This window comes from Pseudomonas sp. B16(2017), from assembly GCF_002113205.1.
Taxonomy (GTDB): domain Bacteria; phylum Pseudomonadota; class Gammaproteobacteria; order Pseudomonadales; family Pseudomonadaceae; genus Aquipseudomonas; species Aquipseudomonas pharyngis.
The window spans coordinates 63,557-82,846 of record NZ_NEKA01000016.1 but is presented as its reverse complement, the minus strand read 5'-3'; the positions used below and the strand labels follow the sequence as shown (position 1 = coordinate 82,846).

Sequence of the window (19,290 nt, the reverse complement as noted above, 5' to 3'; positions counted from 1 at the left end):
CATGAGCGACTTCAACACCCTCGAATTGCAGAGCGATCCACGGGGTTTCGCGACCCTGTGGCTGAGCCGCGAAGAAAAGAACAACGCGTTCAACGCCGAGATGATCCGCGAACTGATCCTGGCGCTGGACAAGGTCGCCAGCGACGCCAGCCTGCGTTTCCTGCTGGTGCGCGGACGCGGCAAACACTTCAGCGCCGGCGCGGATCTGGCCTGGATGCAGCAATCGGCCGAACTCGATTACCACACCAACCTCGACGACGCCCGGGAACTGGCGGAGCTGATGTACAACCTCGCCAAACTGAAAATCCCGACCGTTGCCGTGGTGCAAGGCGCGGCGTTCGGCGGTGCGCTGGGTCTGATCAGTTGCTGCGACATGGCGATTGGCGCCGATGACGCGCAGTTCTGCCTGTCGGAAGTGCGCATTGGCCTGGCGCCGGCGGTGATCAGTCCGTTTGTGGTGCAAGCCATCGGCGAGCGCGCGGCGCGGCGTTATGCGCTGACGGCCGAGCGTTTTGGCGGCCAGCGGGCGCGTGAAATCGGTTTGTTATCGGAAAGCTATCCGGCAACCGAGCTTGAACAGAAAGTCGAACAATGGATCGACAACCTTCTGCTCAACAGCCCCGCCGCCATGCGCGCCAGCAAGGATCTGCTGCGTGAAGTCGGCAACGGCGCGCTGACGCCGGCCCTGCGCCGCTACACCGAAAATGCCATCGCCCGCATCCGCGTCAGCCCGGAAGGCCAGGAAGGCTTGCGGGCCTTTTTGCAGAAACGTGCGCCGAGCTGGCAAGCCGCAACCACCACCAAGGAGCCGCGTTGATGAGCGCACCTGTTCTCACCACCCTGCTGGTGGCCAACCGTGGCGAAATCGCTTGCCGGGTCATGCGTACCGCCAAGGCGCTGGGCATGACCACCGTCGCCGTACACAGCGCCACCGACCGCGAAGCACGGCACAGCCGTGAAGCGGATATCCGTGTGGATCTGGGCGGCAGCAAAGCGGCCGACAGTTACTTACAAATCGACAAACTGATCGCCGCGGCCAAGGCCAGCGGCGCTCAGGCGATTCATCCGGGTTATGGCTTTCTGTCGGAGAACGCCGGGTTTGCTCGCGCCATCGAAGCGGCCGGCCTGATCTTCCTCGGCCCACCCGCCTCGGCCATCGACGCGATGGGCAGCAAATCCGCCGCCAAGGCCCTGATGGAAACGGCTGGCGTGCCGCTGGTGCCGGGTTATCACGGCGAAGCTCAGGATCTGGACACCTTCCGCGATGCTTGCGAGCGCATCGGCTATCCGGTGCTGCTCAAGGCCACCGCTGGCGGTGGCGGTAAAGGCATGAAGGTCGTCGAGGACGTCAGTCAACTGGCTGAAGCGCTGGCCTCCGCACAGCGTGAAGCGCAGTCGTCGTTCGGCGACTCGCGGATGCTGGTGGAGAAATACCTGCTCAAGCCGCGGCACGTGGAAATCCAGGTATTCGCCGATCAGCATGGCAATTGCCTGTACCTGAACGAGCGCGATTGCTCGATCCAGCGCCGGCACCAGAAGGTCGTCGAAGAGGCGCCGGCACCGGGTTTGAGCCCGGAACTGCGTCGGGCGATGGGCGAGGCGGCTGTGCGTTCGGCGCAAGCCATCGGCTACGTCGGTGCCGGCACGGTGGAGTTTCTGCTGGATGCTCGCGGCGAGTTCTTCTTCATGGAGATGAACACGCGGCTGCAGGTCGAACACCCGGTCACCGAAGCCATCACCGGGCTCGATCTGGTGGCCTGGCAGATTCGCGTTGCTCGCGGCGAAGCACTGCCGATCACCCAGGATCAGGTGCCGCTGAACGGGCATGCGATTGAGGTTCGGTTGTATGCGGAAGATCCGTCGAATGACTTCCTGCCAGCAACCGGGCGTCTGGATCTGTATCGCGAATCCGCCGCAGGGCCGGGGCGCCGTGTGGACAGCGGCGTTGAAGAAGGCGACGAGATTTCGCCGTTCTACGATCCGATGCTCGGCAAGCTGATTGCCTGGGGCGAGGATCGTGAACAGGCGCGTTTGCGGCTGCTGAGCATGCTCGATGAGTTTGCGATTGGCGGGCTGAAGACCAACATCAACTTCCTGCGGCGGATCATCGGTCATCCGGCGTTCGCGGCGGCCGAGCTGGATACCGGGTTCATTCCGCGCTATCAGGAGCAGTTGCTGCCAGCGCCTGCTGCGCTGAGCGATGAGTTCTGGGTGGCGGCGGCGCAGGCTTTTGCGCAGAGCCTGCCGGGGATGGCTCGGGCGGATGATCCCGCTTCGCCTTGGGCGCTTCCCAGCGGTTTGCGTGCTGGCCTGCCACGTGAAATCACTTTGCATTTGAGTTGCGAGGGGCAGGACCGGGCGTTGACGCTCGGTGCTGGCGGCAGTGCAAAACTGATCGGCGAGCAACTGATACTCGAGCACTACGGGCTGCGTCGGCAGCTGCGGGCGATTCGTCGTGAAGAGGTGCTGTTTCTGCAATGGGACGGCGAGTTGCGACGCGTTGAAACGTATGACCCGATCAGCGCTGTCGAAGCCAGTCACAGCCATCAGGGCGGTCTGACGGCGCCGATGAACGGCAGCATCGTTCGGGTACTGGTGGAGGCCGGGCAAGCGGTTGAGGCCGGCGCGCAATTGGTGGTACTGGAAGCGATGAAGATGGAGCACAGCATCCGCGCACCCCATGCCGGCGTGATCAAGGCGCTGTATTGCCAGGAAGGCGAAATGGTCAGCGAAGGCAGCGCACTGGTCGAACTGGAAGAAGCGTGAAAGGTGGATCGATCCTACGCCTGACGAGGATCGATCTGACTAGTATTTGGCCGTTGCCTGAACCACGACACCGATAATTCGGCACTCGTCGGTCAACAAGGCTTTCGGCCAGGTCGGATTGAGCGGCACCAGGTAACGCTGGCCGCCCTCTTCGATCAGCTTGCGGAAAATCGCCTCGTCGCTGTCCGGCCACTGGGCGATCACCAGTTTGCCGGGCTCGGCTTCCAGCGCCGGGTCCACCAGAATCATCATCCCCTCGCCGATGCTCTGCCCGGTGGGCGCGGTCATCGCGTTACCCGTCACCGTCAGCCAGAACGCCGGGCCACGGGCGTGGTAATCCGTCAGTTCGAAACGTCGCTTGTCCTTGGCACTGGAATACGCTGGCTGGCTTTCACGGGCCTCGACCGGCGCATTCCACTCGCTGACCGGATAGCGAAAGTAAGGGTTGTACTTCTGCGCCAGGGGCATTTCGTCGTCCGCATCGATCTGCGGTTCACGAATCACCACCGCGACCTCGAGATACTCCATACCCAGCGCTTTCAGCACGCGGTTCATCTGCGTAATGCCGGGCTCGCGGCGCTTGTTCAGCCAATGGCCGATACCGCCCTGCGACATGCCGACGCGCTCGCCGAGTTCGACTTGAGTGACGTTGAGTTCACTCATTTTGGCCTTGACCAACTCAATCCATTTATCCATGTGCGGCACCATACGTGGACGCCTGCGGCCGGCAAAACACATATTGTAGTATTTAAATTCTGGTCACAAATACTGATAGTACTATTCTTGGGTCACGGATTTGAATCGACCAAGGAGTGACCTTTCACCATGAATATCACCAGCAAAGACTTGCCCGACCTGCAAATGGATACCACCTTCACCTCCCCGCAAGGGTGTGCCGCTGCGCAACGGGCGTTGGACTATTACTTGAAACCAGCTGTGTCAGAACCGGATGCAGAGGAACGCTTCTTCGGCGTGAACAGCAACCTGAGTGGCGAAGAATCCCTGGTCCACGCCTCCGACCTGCTGCGATGCGCAGCAGCCACGGCGTTCAAGGCTGCGGATGGCTTACAGGGCGTCAATCGGGATCTGGCGTTTTCGGTCGTGCACATGGTGGACATGGCACGAGCGATGGTCGATCACTCGCTCGATGGCGCGGTTCGCTGAAGACGGGAGTTCGGACGGACAGGAAAGAACTTTCCAATCGCGCAGATAAAAACATTTGACTTGCAAATGATAATGATTATTATTGCAAGCAGCTGGTCGCGAGATCAGTCGATGGGCCAGAGACCTTAGGTCGGTCTTCTGGACTATCTCCTCATCAGGCTAATCACGGTTTTTGACCCGGCTTTTTGCCGGGTCTTTTTTTTGCCAGTTTTCTGGCTTGTGGCTTCAGGCTAATGAAGTCTTTGGGTGCTGCAAATTCGATGGCGCGGATAATATCAAAAGAATATTGCTTGGCAAGCGGACCCCGGCCGCATTGGGGCAAAGTAATGCCAATTAGCACTTGAGAATCAATCGCACAGCCACTAAGCTGCATCCGCGTCACGGAAGACGCCCCCCGCCGCAACCCGCAATTTCCCTCGGTTTCACCCCTGTCTTGCGTGTAAAGTAGCCGCCATAAAAATCATATTCAGGAACCGATTATGACCGTGGCCAAATCCTCGTTCGACATCAGCGCCAACTTCGACAGCGGCAACATCCAAGTCATCGACATCAGCAATCCGCTCAACCCGGTTCTGGCAATTCGGCCAGATACCCGCAGCGCCCATTTCCAGTGGTTCCACTTCAAGGCCAGCGGCCTGCACGTTCATCAGGAACACTGGTTCCGTCTGGTCAACGCCAGTCAGTCCTCCTACAACAAAGCCTGGACCGGCTATCAGGCGGTCGCCTCTTACGATCACGTCAACTGGTTCCGCATTCCGACCCAATTCGAAGGCGACAGCCTGCGCTTCTGCCTCGAAGCCGAGCAGACCCACGCCTGGTTCGCCTACTTCGAGCCCTACAGCCGTGGCCGTCATGACTGGCTGATCGAGCAGGCGCTGACCAAGGCCGGCACCGAACTGCTGGCCACCGGAAAAAGCGTCGAAGGCCGCGGCATTCAGCTGCTGCGCAAAGGCACTGGCGCCGAAGGTCGACGCAAGATCTGGATCATCGCCCAGCAACATCCCGGCGAGCACATGGCCGAGTGGTTCATGGAAGGCGTGATCGAACGCCTGGAACATCATGACGATCCAGTGCTGAACAAACTGCTGGCCAGCGCCGATCTGTACCTGGTGCCGAACATGAACCCGGACGGTGCCTTCCACGGTCACCTGCGGACCAACGCCATGGGTCAGGACCTGAACCGCGCCTGGCAGAACGCCAGTCAGGAAGTCAGCCCGGAAGTACTTTTCGTACAACAGCAAATGGAAAAGTACGGCGTCGATCTGTTCCTCGACGTACACGGCGACGAAGAAATTCCCCACGTGTTCACCGCCGGCTGCGAAGGCAATCCGGGTTACACCCCGCGGATCGAGAAACTCGAAGAACACTTCCGCAGCCACCTCAAGCACACCACCAAAGATTTCCAGACCAAGTATGGCTACACCCGCGATGAACCGGGCCAGGCCAACGTGACCCTGGCCTGCAACAGCGTCGGCCAGAAGTTCGACTGCCTGTCACTGACCCTGGAAATGCCGTTCAAGGATCACGATGATGCGCCGAATCCGCTCACCGGCTGGTCGGGCAAGCGCTCGAAGCAACTGGGCAAGGACGTGCTGACCACCATCGCGGACATGGTCGACACCCTGCGCTGATCGCCCCTGAGTTTCGCTTCACAAAAGATCGCAGCCTGTCTGCGATCTTTTTTTTGCGCCGACTTTTACTCAATCAGGTTGCAAATCAAAACCGGATTACTTACCGTCACTCAAGTTTCAAATTGAAACCTGAAAGGATCCGGGACATGAACACTGCAACACTCGATAAAGGTGTCGTACTGCTTTTCTCCATCGCTTGCGGCCTCGCGGTGGGCAACGTTTATTACGCCCAGCCGCTGCTGGATGCGATGGCCGAAGCCTTCGAGATCTCGCCGGGCAGCATCGGCATCGTCATGACCTTGACCCAGGTCGGCTACGGCTTCGGGCTGTTATTGCTCGTACCCCTCGGCGACCTGCTCAACCGCCGGCGGCTGATCGTCACGCAAACACTGTTGTCCGCCGCAGCCTTGCTGATGATTGCTCTGGCCTCGAACAGCACCTGGCTGCTGATTGGCGTCACCCTGACCGGCCTGCTGGCCGTGGTCACCCAGGTGTTGGTCGCCTACGCCGCAACCCTGGCCGTCCCGGCGCAACGCGGAAAGGTTGTGGGCGTGATCACCAGCGGCATCGTCATCGGCATTCTGCTGGCGCGTACGGTGGCCGGCGGTATGGCTGATCTGGCCGGCTGGCGCTCAATCTATCTGCTGTCAGCGGGATTGACGCTGGTGATGGCTGTGTTGCTGTTTCGGGTGTTGCCCAAGGATGAAGAAGCACGACCGACCACGCATTACGTGGCATTGATCGCCTCGGTGTTCAGCCTGTTTCGTGAAGAACCGGTGCTGCGCCAACGAGCAATCCTCGCCCTGCTCACCTTCGCCAGCGCCATGGTGCTGTGGACGCCGATGGTGTTGCCGCTGGCCGCCCCGCCGCTGTCGCTTTCCCACAGTGAGATCGGATTGTTCGGACTCGCCGGCGCGGCGGGTGCACTCGCCGCCGCCAGAGCCGGACACCTGGCGGATCGAGGATGGGGGCAATGGGTCAGCGGTCTGTCGCTGCTGCTGATGCTGGGCTCGTGGCTGCCGATCGCACTGACCCAGTCTTCGTTGTGGGCGCTGCTGCTTGGCGTCATCACCCTGGATCTGGGATTGCAGGCCGTGCACGTGACCAGCCAGAGCCTGATCTACAGCGTCCGCCCGGAGGCACAAAGCCGACTGACCGCCGGCTACATGCTGTTTTACTCAATTGGCAGCGCCTTGGGCTCAATCGCCTCGACGGCCATGTACGCCTGGGCAGGATGGCCGGGCGTCTGCGGGCTGGGTGCCGCAATCAACATGGTCGCGTTGCTGTACTGGTGGCGAACGCTGGGCACCCGGAAACGTGGCGAGGCGGCTTGCGCCCTCGCCACGTCGGACTGACACACGATCAACCGCGATTGCGTCCCCGCAGCATGCTGTCGAGCACCTCGTCGCGGCGCACCCAGCCATGGAACAGCGCGGCCGCCAAGTGCAGTAGCACGGTCAGGAACAACAGATACGCCAGATACCCATGAGCCTTGCGCAGCAACGCGAACACCTGCGCATCCGCCGGCACGATCGACGGCAATTGCAGGGACGCGCCGAGCATCACCGGATCCCCCGCCGCGCTGATCATCGCCCAGCCCAGCAGCGGCAACACCAGCATCAGCGCGTACAGCAACAGATGAGAGGCCTTGGCCGCCATCACCTGCCAGCCCGGCAGATCCGCCGGCAGCGGCGGCTGACGGGTGCCCAATCGCACCAGAATGCGCACGATCACCAACGCGAGAATAGCGATGCCCAGCGGTTTGTGCAGATTGATCAGCCATTCATGCCGCGCCGACACCGAGGTCACCATACCGGCCCCGATGAACAACATGGCGATGATCATCAGCGCCATCAACCAGTGCAGCAACCGCGCCAGCGGATTGAAATGAGTCGGTTGCGTGCTCATGGGCGAGCCTCCTTTTTGCCGGTGGGCAGTTGGCTGACTTCGCTGGTGCGACGCAGGTAGGAATCGGCGTAACCGGCCGAGCGCGCGGCCAGCAATGGGTCGTCGGAACCCTGGATGCCGGCGGGCAGCACCAACGGATCGTAGTTGATGTCACGGCATTCGCCGCTGAGCTGCGGCTGGGTCTTTTCCAGCACCAGGGTGCCGGCGTTCAACACTTTGCGACCGGCGGGCCAGGTCTTGCTCGCATCGTTCACCGGATCGTCGGCATTGGCCAACGTGATGTTCAACTGAAAACGCAGCGGCCCTTCCGCCAGGCGCTGCACCAGGTCTTTTTCAAGGAAGTCGCTACCTTCAGGCGCGGTCGCACCGGCAGCGTCCTGGGCCAGAGGCGTCATGCTCCAGCGCACCGCTTGCTTCTTGCCGCTGGCGTCCACCAGATAGAACGCGTTGACACTGTTGTAGGTTTCCGTCGCGTAACTGGCCGAAGGTTTGGCGGTTTTTATCCAGGTCAGAAACGGCACGGCTTCCGGGTGGGCGGCAAAAAATGCCGGCACCTTGGTCGGATCCGGCTTGCCCGTGGCGGGATCCGGCGATTGCGCCTGCTGCAACTGATAGAACGCCTCGGGCGTGCCAACCGGGAACACCGGCATGCTGTTCATCCCGGTGCGCCACTGCTGACCGTTGGCCTGAGTGAAACGCAGCGCCAGACTGCGGATCGGTACGGCGCTGTCCGGCGCATACGGACTGCCGGCCGGCAACGCAAAGCGCCCGACCACCGGAGTGCGCGGCTCGTTGAACACTTGCGCGACAGAATACGAGCGAGCCTCGCCGCTGCTCTCGAAATGTCCGATCACGCACACACCTTTGGCGTGATTGCGGCGAAAGCCCGGATGCACGCCGTTGTTCTTTTCCAGCACATCGACCAGCGCTTTTGGCGTAAGGCGTTGTGGGTCAAATGAACCATGAACGTAGGCAAACGCCCCGGCCAGGGCTGCGACTACCACGGCGATTCCGCCAAGACGCAACACCAGGCTCGCGGCACTCAGTGGCGGGCGTTGTGGCCCGCCGGGCGATGAACTGCGATCAACCATGAAGCACTCCAGGGCCATCGGCCACAAGTAGGAAGAATCAGCAAGACGCACACCATCGGGATTTATTCCACGGCCCGGTATTTATTTTTCAGAACGTGGAATAACCTCCAATGCCGGGCGTCTTCCTAGTCCACAGCGTAGCGACTAGCAGAACTTCATGAGCGAATTCGACGAACAACTGCGAGAAATAATCCCCAGATTGCGGCGTTTTGCCGTGTCGTTGACTCGCAACGGCAGCAGCGCCGACGACCTGGTACAGGCCAGTCTGGAGCGCGCGCTGTCGGGTTGGGGTGACAAACGCGCCGACGGTGATCTGCGCGCCTGGCTGTTTTCGATCCTGTACCGGCAATTCCTCGACGCGCATCGGCGTTCGCGGCGCTATGCGCGGATGCTCGAATTCTTCACCGGCCGCGATGACGCCGAGCCCTCGGTGGAACGCACCGTCATTGCCCAATCGACTTTGAAGGCCTTCGACCGACTGCCCACCGAACAGCGCGCGCTGCTGCTGATGGTGTCGGTCGAAGGCCTGACCTATAAGGAGGTCGCCGAGATTCTCGGCGTCCCCACCGGCACCGTGATGTCGCGCCTGTCCCGTGCTCGCCAGGCCTTGCGCCAGCTCAGCGACGGGGAAATCAGCAGCCCTTCCTTGCGGATACTCAAATGATCAGTCTGCCCCCCAACGAACGTGACCTGCACGCCTACGTCGACCATCAGCTCAGCGAATCCGACCGGCATGTGCTGGAAACCTGGCTCGCCAGTCACCCGGACGAAGCGGCGCAGGTTCGCGCCTGGCAACAGGACGCCCAGCACCTGCGCGCCGCCCTCGGCGGCGCCTTGCAACAGCCGGCCAATCCGGACCTCGATCCGGCGCTGATCCGTCAGCGCCTCAAACGCCAATCGCGCCGCCAGTGGGCCAGCGCGGCGGTGTTGCTGATTGCCGTCAGCCTCGGCGGTGTCGGTGGCTGGAAGGCTCGGGACATGACCGTTTTTCATCCTCCGGCGCCGATGACGGATGCCTTGCAGGCGTACCGTTTGATCGCCCAGCAAGGGCTTCTGCCGGCGGACTACAAGGTCGATGGCGATGGCGACATCCAGCGCTGGCTCGACCGTTATTTCACTCAGGCCAATCGCCTGCCGGACCTGACGTCGGCCGGGTTTGCACCGGTCAGCGGCCGTCTGCTGAGCACCGATGAAGGCCCGGCGGCGATGGTGATGTATGAAGACCAGAGCGGGCACAAGGTCAGTTTCTACGTACGCCCACCGGGACCGAAGAATACCTTTCTGCCCCGCGGCAGCCGCCAGGACGGGGATCTGCAGGCCGAGTACTGGTCCGGCAAAGGCTACAACTACGCAATGGTCAGCCCAACCGATACTCCGGCGGCGAAAATGCTCAAGCAATCGCTGAGCTTCTAGCCGGTTCAGAACCCCACATCCAGCACCACATTGTCCAGATAGGTTCCAGCGGGCGGTGTGGTCTGGTCGGTGTAGATTTTCGCGTTGTAATTGAAGATCTGGCTGCCGGTGCCCAACCCGTTGCCGGGGTTGACCTCGGCATCGCTGCTGGCCCGGCGAGCCGCGCCGACACTGCCCCAACGGGTGGTCCCGGCACTCTTGAAAATGTCGTAGGCCAGATAGTTGCTGCCGGAAATCATCCGCCGTCGTCCGCCAACGCTCAGCGCATTCTGCCCGTCGTTCAGCCCCACTGTGTAGGCACTGCCCTTGGTGCAGGCGAGGTTGATGGTCTGCCCGGTCACCGGGGTGAACGCACTGACCACCGGCGCGCTGCCGAAAGCGATGTTCGGCGCGGTGATGGTGCAATCGTTGGACACCGTCAGGTTGACCGTCAGTGTCGTGGTACCGCTGTTGATGTCGCGGCCCAGGCAAAGCCCGCCGACACCTATGCCCGAGCAGTAATTCCAGTTCCAGAAAATGCTCAGGGTTTCGGTGTATACCCCCGCCGCCACGTTGCTGCCGATGGTGGTCCCGAAATAGAGCGGAACGGTTTTCGGCACCGTACCGCCGAGCAAGCCGAGGGCGTCGATAATGCCGTTGCGGGCGAAGTCATAGGCGGTGCCACGCGTCAGCGGGTAACTGGTGCTGTTGTTGGCGTAGATCGTGTAACCGATCACGTCGCCGGAGGGCCCGAGCAAACCGCTCTGGGTCGAGGTGACGGTGGCCCAGAAATGATCATTGTTGGTCAACAGCGACAGCAGCGAACCGGTGCAACTCAAGCCTCCGTTCAAGGTGGAACTGGGTTGCGAGGCGGTGCGCACGGCGATCGAACTGATGTTGCCGAACCCGGCCGGCGTGGTGGTCACCACCGAACACAGCGCCTGCGCCAGCCCCGGCAGCAGCAACAGCAGCCACAGAACAAGCCGCGCCCGAATCATTGGCACACCAACGGGCCGATCAGCGGCACTTCGTTCTGCTGCAGATCGACGCTGAATTGCGCCTGGCAGGTCTTGCCGTCCGCGAGAGTCACCCGCAGCGAATTCTGCGCCTGGAGGTTTTCCAGGTAGACCAGTCCGTCCCAGCCGACCACCGTCCGCGTGCCGCTCTGTTCGTGCAGCACGCCACTGCCCAGCGGCAACTCCTTCTGCTGCGCATCCACCAGCACGATGCTCGCGGCAATCACCCGGCTCAGCGGAAACTCCAGCAGATAGCCGCTGCCCCGGCGCACGGCAACGCGCTGTTCGACATTCGGGCTGCGCACGTTGGCCGGCAGGTTCAACGGATCGATTTCGTACTTGCCGCGGTAATAGGCACTGCTCCACGGCACCAGCAAATGGCCGTTGCGGTCGGTCTGGCCGACCTGCTGGTTCTCGTAACGCACCGGAATGTCCGCGTAGCCGTCGGTGCTGACCACCACGAACGCATCGTCGATACGGTTGGCGGCGAATACTTGATCATCCATCCACACCAGCGAGCCGCTGGCATCGGCCCAACGGGTTTCCGCGTCGGACGTGCCATAGACGCCGGCCTGCAATTGCACCGATTGCAGACGCCAGGTCACGTCAGCCTGACGGTAATCGGCGCCGTCGCCCTTGGCGTAGCCGAGATTGAAGCCCACCCCACCCTCGGACGGCACAGCGCGGCTGTAGTTGACCCGCTGCTGCGTCTGCCCGGTCTTGCTGCGTTCGCTGCTGATGGCCAGGCTGCCGCGCAGGTCGAACGGGATCACCAGTTGCGCCTGCACCGCCCAGTTGCTGTCGCCGATTTCGCGGTTGGCCGACAGGTAGAAACTGCTGTTGCGCCACAGCGGTTTGCTCCAGCTCAGATTGAGCAACCGCGTGCGGGTTTCGTCTGCCGCGCGAATATCGAAATAACCGACGCCGAGACTGCCCCAGCGCTCGAGGTTGAGGCTCAGGGTCGCCTGCTCGCTGCGCTTGCTGAGTGTGGTGTAAGGGCTGTCGACCACGGTCAGGTCGGCATAGCGATCGCGGCGTTGCAGACGCTGATAGGAAAAGCTGTAGCGCTGGCCGCTGTATTGATAGCCGAGGCTCAGTTGCTGACCACCGTCGCCATCGAAACGGCTTTGACTGATTGCACTGTTGAGTACCCCGAAATTGCCCAGACGCAAGTTGCCGCCCATCCCGCCGAGGGTGAGGGAATCCGCCGCTTCGGCATGACTCTCCAGAGTAAACGTGTCGCTGACGCCGTAGCGCAGACTGCCCGAGGTCACGCCCGGCCCGTAGCTGAAGTCCTTCAGGCCATAATCCCGGCGCAACGTACCGGCAGCCACCGAAAAATCGCTCAGACCCTTTTGCAACAGGCTGCTGGTGACGTAGAACGGCACCGTGGTCGACACCTGCCGGCCCAGCGCATCAGTGGTCACCACCACCGCCTCACCCGCGCCGTTGATAAACGGAATGTTGGTCAGGGTGTACGGCCCCGGTTGCAGGTCGGTGCTGCTGGACTTGTAGCCGTTGATAAAAAGATCCACCGAGGACGGCACCGCCGCTTCCCCGGCGAACTGCGGCAGCGGATAGGTCACCAGATCCGGACGCACCGCAAAATCCCTTGAGAACTGCACACCGCCCAGCCGTACCGAACTGCTCCAGGGCAAGGCGCCGCTGACCACGTCCCCGGCCTCGTAGGTCAGCATCCGTTCATCATCGGAGTAGCGCCAGGTGGTGTCGTAACGCAGATAGCCGTTGTCCAGCGTGCTGACCGCATCCCCCGACAACGTACGGCGATATTGCCCGGTGTTCGACAACGTGCCCCAGCTGTCGAACAGCCGCACCTCGTTCCACGCCGCCAGGTAAGTGCCGGCGTCGTCGGTGTCATTGAGGTACAGGTCATAGTTGAACAACGCGCCGAAACTGCTCAGCGCCGGGGTGCGCGGATAAACCTCGCGGTTGCCGATGAACTGCTCCGGCAGCCAGTCCGGTGGCACGTCGAGCAGCAAGCGCTGGCTGACGCTGTCGTAATCGCTGTGCAGGCCCGGCAGGCCGTCGAGATCGACTTCGGCACCGGCCTCTGCCGGCAGCTTCATGCCTGTTTCGCGCAATACGCTGGCTGGCAGAAACAACCGCCCGTCGCGCTGCTCCACCGCCACCACCCGACCGGTATTCATCTGGTTGACCACCAGTTCCAGAAACAACTGTGCATCACTCACGGCCTCCATGCCGCTGGGAGGCGGCGGCAGTTCACCGGCCCCGGATGGATGAATGAACATCAGGCACCACGCGCCGGTCATGAGCCACAACGGACGCTGAATACGTCGAGCCCATCCTGGACTCATTAGCGTGTTACGTCCGTCAATGGACTGATTCCTCCTGAAACCGCTGGCGCCGAAGCCTGATCACTTCGACATGACTCGCTATGGCTATCGCGCCGGTGGAATGCTCTGCACCTTGGCCGCGCCATTGATCCGTCCCGCCAGCTCTCCCGCCACCGGCCCCGGTGCCGGCCAGCGCATCACCGCGCCGGGCAGTACGTAGCCGAGTAATCCCTCGGCCAGCGGTTTGCTTTGACCGCCCTGTGTGATGGCCACATCGGTCAGTCGCGCATGCACCGCGCCCTGATTGCGCACTTCCACATAAGGACGGCCCTCCACCGCCACCGTGCGCCAGCTCAATTGCGGCAGGCCGATACCCTTGGGGTCACGCTGGCGGGCGCTGTCTTCCTTGCTCCACAACCCCGCGCCATAGGCGAACAGTGGCACCGAATAGCGCATCTGGAAGCGGATCGCCGCCGCAGTCTTGCCGTCTTCGGCGACGGGCGGCTGGGCCGAGGGGATTTCATCGATGATGATCCGATACGCCAGCTCCTGGCCTGGCGGCACGTCCTTGGTACGGGTCAGACGCACCAGTTGCTTCTGTCCCGGCTCGATCTTCGCCACCGGCGGGCTGCCGATCACCTCGCGTTGATTGCGGTATTGCTCTTCGAAACCGCTCTGGCTCCAGCCGAACACGCGTATCTGCAGGTTGGCGGTTTCCGTGCCGCGATTTTCCAGCCACAGCGCACTGGCCTGCTGATCGGCCTCCAATACCGGGTCGATCGGCCAGATCAGCACCGAACTGGCAGCCTGGGCCTTGAGCGTCCCGAACATGACCAGCGCCAGCACGGCGCAACACGCGAACGAATAGCGTGACGTGAAAAACCCCATAAACCTGCTCCTTGTCATTTCACATCACCACGACAGCTGCACCTGCAACACATCGCTGTATGTCCCCCCGGGTTGATTGCCCGGTAATTGCACCTGCCCGTAGATCGGCAGACTGATGTTGTTCGCATCGCTGTAGGCCACCGCCACGCTCTGGCCGATGCCCAGGCTCTGGCTGTACGCCGCATCGCGAAACAGCGCATAGGCCACCTTCGCGCTGCCTCCGCTGATCTGCATGCGTCGTCCGCCGCTGTTGTATTGGCCGCCATCGACCGTCATGTTAAGCGCCACCCCCGGCGTGCATTGCAGCGTCACGCCACCGGTCAATGCGACCTGCACCGTGCCGGTGGCAAGCGCCGACCGCGAACCGAAATTCAGCCCGCCATAGTTCGATACGCCCCCCACCACCAGACAGCCCGGTGTCACCGTGGCACTGACTTGGAAGCTCTGACTGGTGACCGCCGCCAACGGCAGCGGCAAGCTGCCCGCACACAGCAGCAACAGCCCCGCACAGCCATGCCGGCCCATGGCGCTAGAACGTCAGTTCAACGGAAATCGTGTCGGTGTACGTGCCCGCCGGCAGCCCGGCCTTGCCGACCGCCTGACCGTAGATGTTCACGGTCTGCGCTACACCGGTGCTGGCCGCGAGGTTGATCACCCCGTCGATGGCCAACAATTGGGAGTGCCCGGCGTCGGTGTACAAGTCATACGGCACGTAATTGGCCACTCCGTCATACAACGCGCGAGTGCCACCCGGCGAGAGCCCGTCATGGGCGCCCGCCCGGACCTTGACCGTCGGCGTGGTGCCAGCCGAGCACAGGATCGACAGCGCCCCGCCCCCGCCGCCCAGCACCTGTCCGGTCGCCGTGGTGAACAGGCTGTTGGCGGTGCCGAAGTTCAACGCACCGAAGTTCAGCCCGGTAGAACCGCCGGAACCGTTGACCTGGCAACTGCTGATCAGGGTCAGGCTGGAGGTGATCTGGCCGGTGACCGTGGTGGCGGCATTGACGCTGGAAGCGAGCGTCAGGCCGAGCAACGACAAAGCTATCCTTGATGCAATCGTACGCATGGTGTCCGTCCTCTACGGGGTTACCAGTCGAGCGTCACCGTCAGGGTGTCGGTATAGACACCGGCCGGTACCGCACGGGTGTTCGCCACCACCGAGCCAAATACCGGAATGGGTATCTGTGCGCCGCTGGTGACAGCGAAATTGTGTTGTTGACCAATGCTGTAGCTCTGGCTGCCGGAGGCATCGAGAAACAGCTGATAGGGAAGTGTCTGGCGCCCGTTGCTCAGGCGGCGTGTGGTGCCGTCGCCATGGGTGCCGCCGTCGATGGTCACGGTGAACCCGGTGACCGAAGGGTTACAGGCGACATTGAGCTGGCCGCTGCCTGCTTCGCTGAGGCTGGCCTTGATCGGTGCATTCCAGGTCGGGCCCTGCTGGCCGAAATCGAGTGAGCCCAGCCCGTCTACCGGGCCGGCGGGGCTGGAGGCGTTGGTCACTTCGCAGCCGGCAATCAACGTCAGCCGCGCGACGATCTGCCCACTGACTGCCGCTGGCGCGACCTCGGCGAACATCAGCAGCGTGGCTATGGCGATTACCCGCCCGTGTCTGTCCATCATTGAGCGCCTACTCCTTCAGGATCACTCGAACATTGCGCTCATCACTGAACGCCCTTCCCTGCGCCGCCCGGATCCAGCGGATGGCTGAAAAAACGCCGCGATCACCAGGTGACCGTCACCTTCACCAGATCCGAATACCGGCTGACCCGTGGCACTTCGGCCATCCGTTCGATCCGCCCGTATAACGGCAAGTCCACCGTGCCGCTGTCCGGCACCCGGCCACTGACCGGCACATCCACCACCAGCGGCACCTGCCGCGCGGCGTCCTGATACAGGCGATAGGGAATCGGCTTGCTGCCGGCCTCACCCGCCATATAACGCACCTCGCCGACGCCACCGTGCAGGCCGCCATCGACACGCAACTGGTACGGGGTGTCCGGGTTGCATTCCAGACGCGGCAGGCGCGAATTCGTCAGCGCCGCACCGAGTGGCCCGTCCCGGTCGCCAAGCCGCGCCGTGACGCCGAAATCGAGCACGCCCAGTTGTTCGATACCGGCTTCACGTTGCTGGCCAATCAACTGGCAACCGCGTTGCACATCGACCCGCACCTCGACCTGAAGATCGGCGGCGTGGGCCGGTGCCGCGAGCCCGCCCAGCAATGCCCAGACCATCCCTGCTTTCACCGCCCGCTCCTTGATCGCGACGGCGTATCTGCCGTTACAGTGTTTCAGGTTAGCAACGGACACCGATTGCGCCAGTCGATTGGATCCAGGCAACCGCCGGGATTTGTTTCGAAAGGTTGGCAACAGGTCGATTCATAATGTTGAAAAAACCTGTACATGCCGCAGATTACTGTCCGGGAAAACGATAAAGCGCAGTGGAAGCAAAACTAGCCGTCTGGTTACACTACGCCGCCGCGCTCGCGGGGAGCCGGCCCGATGATGACGGAGTGATTGCAGTGCCCGCCCGACCGCCCGAACGTTCGCGTCTGACCCATCGCTGGTCAGCCTTGCGCCGCCTCTTCGGCAAACGCTCCAGTACCGCTGCGGGCCAATGCGCCGCCAGTGCGCAATCGGTGCGTGACTATTTCCGGCAAAAGGCCCACGGCCAGGGCTACACCCTCAGCCACAGCCAGCAGCGGGTCATCGACTGCATGGCGCAGCAGGCCGGCCTGTTGTTCGGCACCCCTGCACAAACCCCGCCCAGCCTGTATCTGCACGGGGCGGTCGGGCGCGGCAAAAGCTGGCTGCTGGACGGATTCTTCGAGGCGTTGCCGATTGCGCAAAAGCGCCGTCTGCACTTCCATGGGTTCTTCGCCCAGTTGCACCAAGGCATGTTCGAGCATCGTGACTGCGACGATGCCTTGGCCGTTACCCTTGATACGCTGCTGCTGGACTGTCGGGTGCTGTGTTTCGATGAATTTCATGTGCATGACATCGGCGATGCAATGCTCATCACCCGCTTGTTCAAGGCGCTGTTCAAGCGCGGGATCCTGCTGTTGGTGACTTCCAACTACCCGCCCGAAGGCTTGCTGCCCAACCCGCTGTACCACGCGCGGTTCAAACCGGTGATCGACCTGATCAATGCGCGCATGCAGGTCATGGAAGTCGGCGGCCCGCACGATTACCGCAGCCAGGCGCGCCGGCATGCGCATCAGGTGTTCACCCAAGGCTATTACGTCTGGCCGGCCACCCCGGCGCAGCGCCAGGCCTTGAAGCTGCCGCCACTCGGCACCACGCCGTTGTCTCTGGCGGTCGGCAGTCGGCATCTGCAGGCGCGGCTGTGCGAAGACCGGCGCGTCGGTTTCACCTTCAACGACCTCTGCGAACAGCCCACCGCCGTGATGGACTATCTGGAACTGTGCCGGCGCTTCGACCACTGGATCATCGATGAACTGCCGGAACTGGGCGAATGTTCGATCGCCGCCCAGCAACGCTTCATCAATCTGATCGACGTGCTCTACGACCAGGACAAACACCTGACCCTGCTCGGCCAGCTCCCGTTGCGTGAAAGCCTCGGCGGCCAGGCGATCGATCTGGCCCGCACCCGCAGCAGGCTCGGGCAATTGCGCGAAGTGCACGAACCGGGCTGATTTGCCGTTATCATGCCGCCCATTTCCGGCGCTCGGGCGCCTTCCAGATAGCGATCCTTTTCATGCACACCCTTGCACAACTGCGCGCCGGCGAACTGTCGGGCATCACCCGGCTCGACCTGGCTGAAGGCCTGACTGAATTTCCGCCGGAGATTTTCAACCTGGCCGACACGCTGGAAGTGCTCAACCTCAGCGGCAATGCCCTGAGCAGCCTGCCGGACGACTTGCACCGCCTGACACGCCTGCGCGTGCTGTTCTGCTCGGACAATCAGTTCACCCGGTTGCCGGCGTGCCTGGGCCAGTGTCAGGCGCTGACGATGATCGGTTTCAAGGCCAACCGGATCATCCAGGTGCCCGGCGCGGCGCTGCCGCCGCAGTTGCGCTGGCTGATCCTGACCGACAACGCCATCGAAACCCTGCCCACGGAACTGGGCGAGCGTCCGCTGTTGCAAAAGCTCATGCTCGCCGGCAATCGCCTGCGCACGCTGCCGCCGTCACTGAGCCAGTGCCATCGGCTGGAACTGATCCGTATTGCCGCCAACCAGTTGACCGAGCTGCCGCAATGGTTGCTGACCTTGCCGAGCCTGACCTGGCTGGCCTACGCCGGCAATCCGCTGGAAACCGAAGCCGATGCCGACGCGCTCAACAACGCGCCCCTGATCGACTGGTCGGCGCTGCAGCTGGAGCAACGGCTGGGCGAAGGCGCTTCCGGGGTGATTTACCGGGCGCAGTGGCAGTCTGCGGACCAGTCGGCTACGCCGGTGGCGGTCAAGTTGTACAAGGGTGAGATGACCAGCGACGGCTCGCCGCTGCATGAAATGAACGCGTGCATCACCGCCGGGATGCACCCGAACCTGATCCGCGTCGAAGGCCGCATCGACCAGCATCCCGATGGTCAGCAAGGCCTGGTGATGCAACTGATCGATTCGAGTTACCGCAACCTGGCAGGACTGCCGAGCCTGGCGTCCTGTTCACGGGATGTGTATGCCGATGATTGCCGTTTCAGTGCCGACGTCGCCCTGCGTATTGCCCGGGGCATTGCCTCGGTCGCCGGGCATCTGCACCGTCACGGCATCACCCATGGCGATCTCTACGGACACAACATTCTGTTGAACGATCAGGGCGATTGTCTGCTGGGGGATTTTGGCGCGGCATCATTCCATGCCACGGCGGACACGCCTGAAACCCGTGCACTGCAGCGCCTCGAAGTGCGGGCGTTCGGGATTTTGCTGGGGGAACTGCTGGCACGCATCGACTCGGGGTTGAGCGATGAACAACGTCAGGCGCTGGAGGCCCTGGAACAGCAGTGCTGTCAGCCGGACGTGCTGGCACGGCCGGGGTTCGGCGAGATCGTTGAGGTGCTGCAACAGTAATGACCGCTGCGCGATCAATCGCGAGCAGGCTCGCTGCCACAATCGACTTGTATCACCCCTGTAAAGGGTCACTGATCAAATGTGGGAGCGAGCC

The 19,290-nt window shown here is 62.4% G+C and carries 20 protein-coding genes; 9 read left to right on the top strand and 11 right to left on the bottom strand.

What is annotated here, in order from left to right; all coding sequences use genetic code 11:
- Position 1: 1 nt before the first annotated feature.
- Both CAG25_RS23695 and CAG25_RS23690 read left to right on the top strand, forming a co-directional pair.
- On the top strand, positions 2 to 817 hold the full coding sequence (locus CAG25_RS23695; protein WP_085612692.1) for a gamma-carboxygeranoyl-CoA hydratase: 816 nt from the start codon (positions 2 to 4) through the stop codon (positions 815 to 817).
- On the top strand, positions 817 to 2,766 hold the full coding sequence (locus tag CAG25_RS23690; RefSeq protein ID WP_085612693.1) for an acetyl/propionyl/methylcrotonyl-CoA carboxylase subunit alpha: 1,950 nt from the start codon (positions 817 to 819) through the stop codon (positions 2,764 to 2,766). Before CAG25_RS23695 ends, CAG25_RS23690 begins: the two co-directional genes overlap by 1 nt.
- A gap of 39 nt (positions 2,767 to 2,805) precedes the next feature.
- Here the strand turns inward: CAG25_RS23690 and CAG25_RS23685 are convergent, their stop codons facing one another.
- Positions 2,806 to 3,462 carry a LexA family transcriptional regulator gene (locus CAG25_RS23685; protein WP_039767691.1) on the bottom strand — a complete coding sequence of 219 codons (657 nt, stop codon included), beginning with the start codon at positions 3,460 to 3,462 and terminating at the stop codon, positions 2,806 to 2,808.
- Between the two features lie 129 nt (positions 3,463 to 3,591).
- Here CAG25_RS23685 and CAG25_RS23680 point away from each other — a divergent pair, with 129 nt between their 5' ends.
- Positions 3,592 to 3,930, top strand: a complete 339-nt coding sequence (locus CAG25_RS23680; RefSeq protein WP_039767517.1) for a DUF6124 family protein — start codon at positions 3,592 to 3,594, stop codon at positions 3,928 to 3,930.
- A gap of 163 nt (positions 3,931 to 4,093) precedes the next feature.
- Here CAG25_RS23680 and CAG25_RS28490 read toward each other — a convergent pair whose 3' ends face one another.
- Entirely contained in the window at positions 4,094 to 4,312 is a 219-nt protein-coding gene (locus CAG25_RS28490; RefSeq protein ID WP_143492966.1) for a hypothetical protein, read from the bottom strand.
- A 97-nt stretch (positions 4,313 to 4,409) separates the two neighbouring features.
- Here CAG25_RS28490 and CAG25_RS23675 point away from each other — a divergent pair, with 97 nt between their 5' ends.
- A complete protein-coding gene (locus CAG25_RS23675) occupies positions 4,410 to 5,561 on the top strand; it encodes a M14-type cytosolic carboxypeptidase (RefSeq protein ID WP_085612694.1) in 1,152 nt (383 codons plus the stop codon).
- Positions 5,562 to 5,707: 146 nt separating this feature from the next.
- On the top strand, positions 5,708 to 6,916 hold the full coding sequence (locus CAG25_RS23670) for an MFS transporter (protein ID WP_085612695.1): 1,209 nt from the start codon (positions 5,708 to 5,710) through the stop codon (positions 6,914 to 6,916).
- 7 nt (positions 6,917 to 6,923) lie between these two features.
- On the opposite strand, the gene CAG25_RS23665 is transcribed toward CAG25_RS23670, so the two are convergent.
- Both CAG25_RS23665 and CAG25_RS23660 read right to left on the bottom strand, forming a co-directional pair.
- On the bottom strand, positions 6,924 to 7,469 hold the full coding sequence (locus CAG25_RS23665; RefSeq protein WP_085612696.1) for a cytochrome b: 546 nt from the start codon (positions 7,467 to 7,469) through the stop codon (positions 6,924 to 6,926).
- Positions 7,466 to 8,560 (bottom strand): catalase family peroxidase, encoded by a 1,095-nt coding sequence (locus CAG25_RS23660; protein WP_039767523.1) that lies wholly within the window; start codon positions 8,558 to 8,560, stop codon positions 7,466 to 7,468. Before CAG25_RS23660 ends, CAG25_RS23665 begins: the two co-directional genes overlap by 4 nt.
- A 157-nt stretch (positions 8,561 to 8,717) precedes the next feature.
- Between CAG25_RS23660 and CAG25_RS23655 the strand changes: the two genes are divergently transcribed.
- Both CAG25_RS23655 and CAG25_RS23650 read left to right on the top strand, forming a co-directional pair.
- Positions 8,718 to 9,224, top strand: coding sequence for an RNA polymerase sigma factor (locus tag CAG25_RS23655; protein WP_085612697.1), 507 nt, complete (start codon positions 8,718 to 8,720; stop codon positions 9,222 to 9,224).
- A complete protein-coding gene (locus CAG25_RS23650; protein WP_085612698.1) occupies positions 9,221 to 9,973 on the top strand; it encodes an anti-sigma factor in 753 nt (250 codons plus the stop codon). The genes CAG25_RS23655 and CAG25_RS23650 overlap by 4 nt, the downstream gene beginning before the upstream one ends.
- 5 nt (positions 9,974 to 9,978) lie before the next feature.
- Here the strand turns inward: CAG25_RS23650 and CAG25_RS23645 are convergent, their stop codons facing one another.
- The 7 genes from CAG25_RS23645 to CAG25_RS23615 form a co-directional block, all read right to left on the bottom strand.
- Positions 9,979 to 10,950, bottom strand: coding sequence for a spore coat U domain-containing protein (locus CAG25_RS23645; protein ID WP_085612699.1), 972 nt, complete (start codon positions 10,948 to 10,950; stop codon positions 9,979 to 9,981).
- A complete protein-coding gene (locus CAG25_RS23640; RefSeq protein ID WP_085612700.1) occupies positions 10,947 to 13,304 on the bottom strand; it encodes a fimbria/pilus outer membrane usher protein in 2,358 nt (785 codons plus the stop codon). Before CAG25_RS23640 ends, CAG25_RS23645 begins: the two co-directional genes overlap by 4 nt.
- An 84-nt stretch (positions 13,305 to 13,388) precedes the next feature.
- Complete coding sequence (locus tag CAG25_RS23635; protein ID WP_085612701.1) at positions 13,389 to 14,171, bottom strand: molecular chaperone; 783 nt, start codon at positions 14,169 to 14,171, stop codon at positions 13,389 to 13,391.
- Between the two features lie 24 nt (positions 14,172 to 14,195).
- Positions 14,196 to 14,696: a spore coat U domain-containing protein gene (locus CAG25_RS23630; RefSeq protein WP_064597816.1), complete on the bottom strand. Its 501-nt coding sequence runs from the start codon at positions 14,694 to 14,696 to the stop codon at positions 14,196 to 14,198.
- A 4-nt stretch (positions 14,697 to 14,700) separates the two neighbouring features.
- On the bottom strand, positions 14,701 to 15,237 hold the full coding sequence (locus CAG25_RS23625; RefSeq protein WP_064597818.1) for a spore coat protein U domain-containing protein: 537 nt from the start codon (positions 15,235 to 15,237) through the stop codon (positions 14,701 to 14,703).
- A 20-nt stretch (positions 15,238 to 15,257) separates the two neighbouring features.
- Positions 15,258 to 15,791 carry a spore coat U domain-containing protein gene (locus CAG25_RS23620; protein WP_085612702.1) on the bottom strand — a complete coding sequence of 178 codons (534 nt, stop codon included), beginning with the start codon at positions 15,789 to 15,791 and terminating at the stop codon, positions 15,258 to 15,260.
- Between the two features lie 101 nt (positions 15,792 to 15,892).
- Positions 15,893 to 16,402, bottom strand: a complete 510-nt coding sequence (locus tag CAG25_RS23615) for a spore coat U domain-containing protein (protein WP_085612703.1) — start codon at positions 16,400 to 16,402, stop codon at positions 15,893 to 15,895.
- Between the two features lie 287 nt (positions 16,403 to 16,689).
- On the opposite strand from CAG25_RS23615, the gene zapE reads away from it, so the two are divergent.
- Complete coding sequence (gene zapE / locus CAG25_RS23610; protein WP_085612704.1) at positions 16,690 to 17,823, top strand: cell division protein ZapE; 1,134 nt, start codon at positions 16,690 to 16,692, stop codon at positions 17,821 to 17,823.
- Positions 17,824 to 17,885: 62 nt separating this feature from the next.
- Positions 17,886 to 19,196 carry a leucine-rich repeat-containing protein kinase family protein gene (locus CAG25_RS23605; RefSeq protein ID WP_085612705.1) on the top strand — a complete coding sequence of 437 codons (1,311 nt, stop codon included), beginning with the start codon at positions 17,886 to 17,888 and terminating at the stop codon, positions 19,194 to 19,196.
- Positions 19,197 to 19,290: the final 94 nt, after the last annotated feature.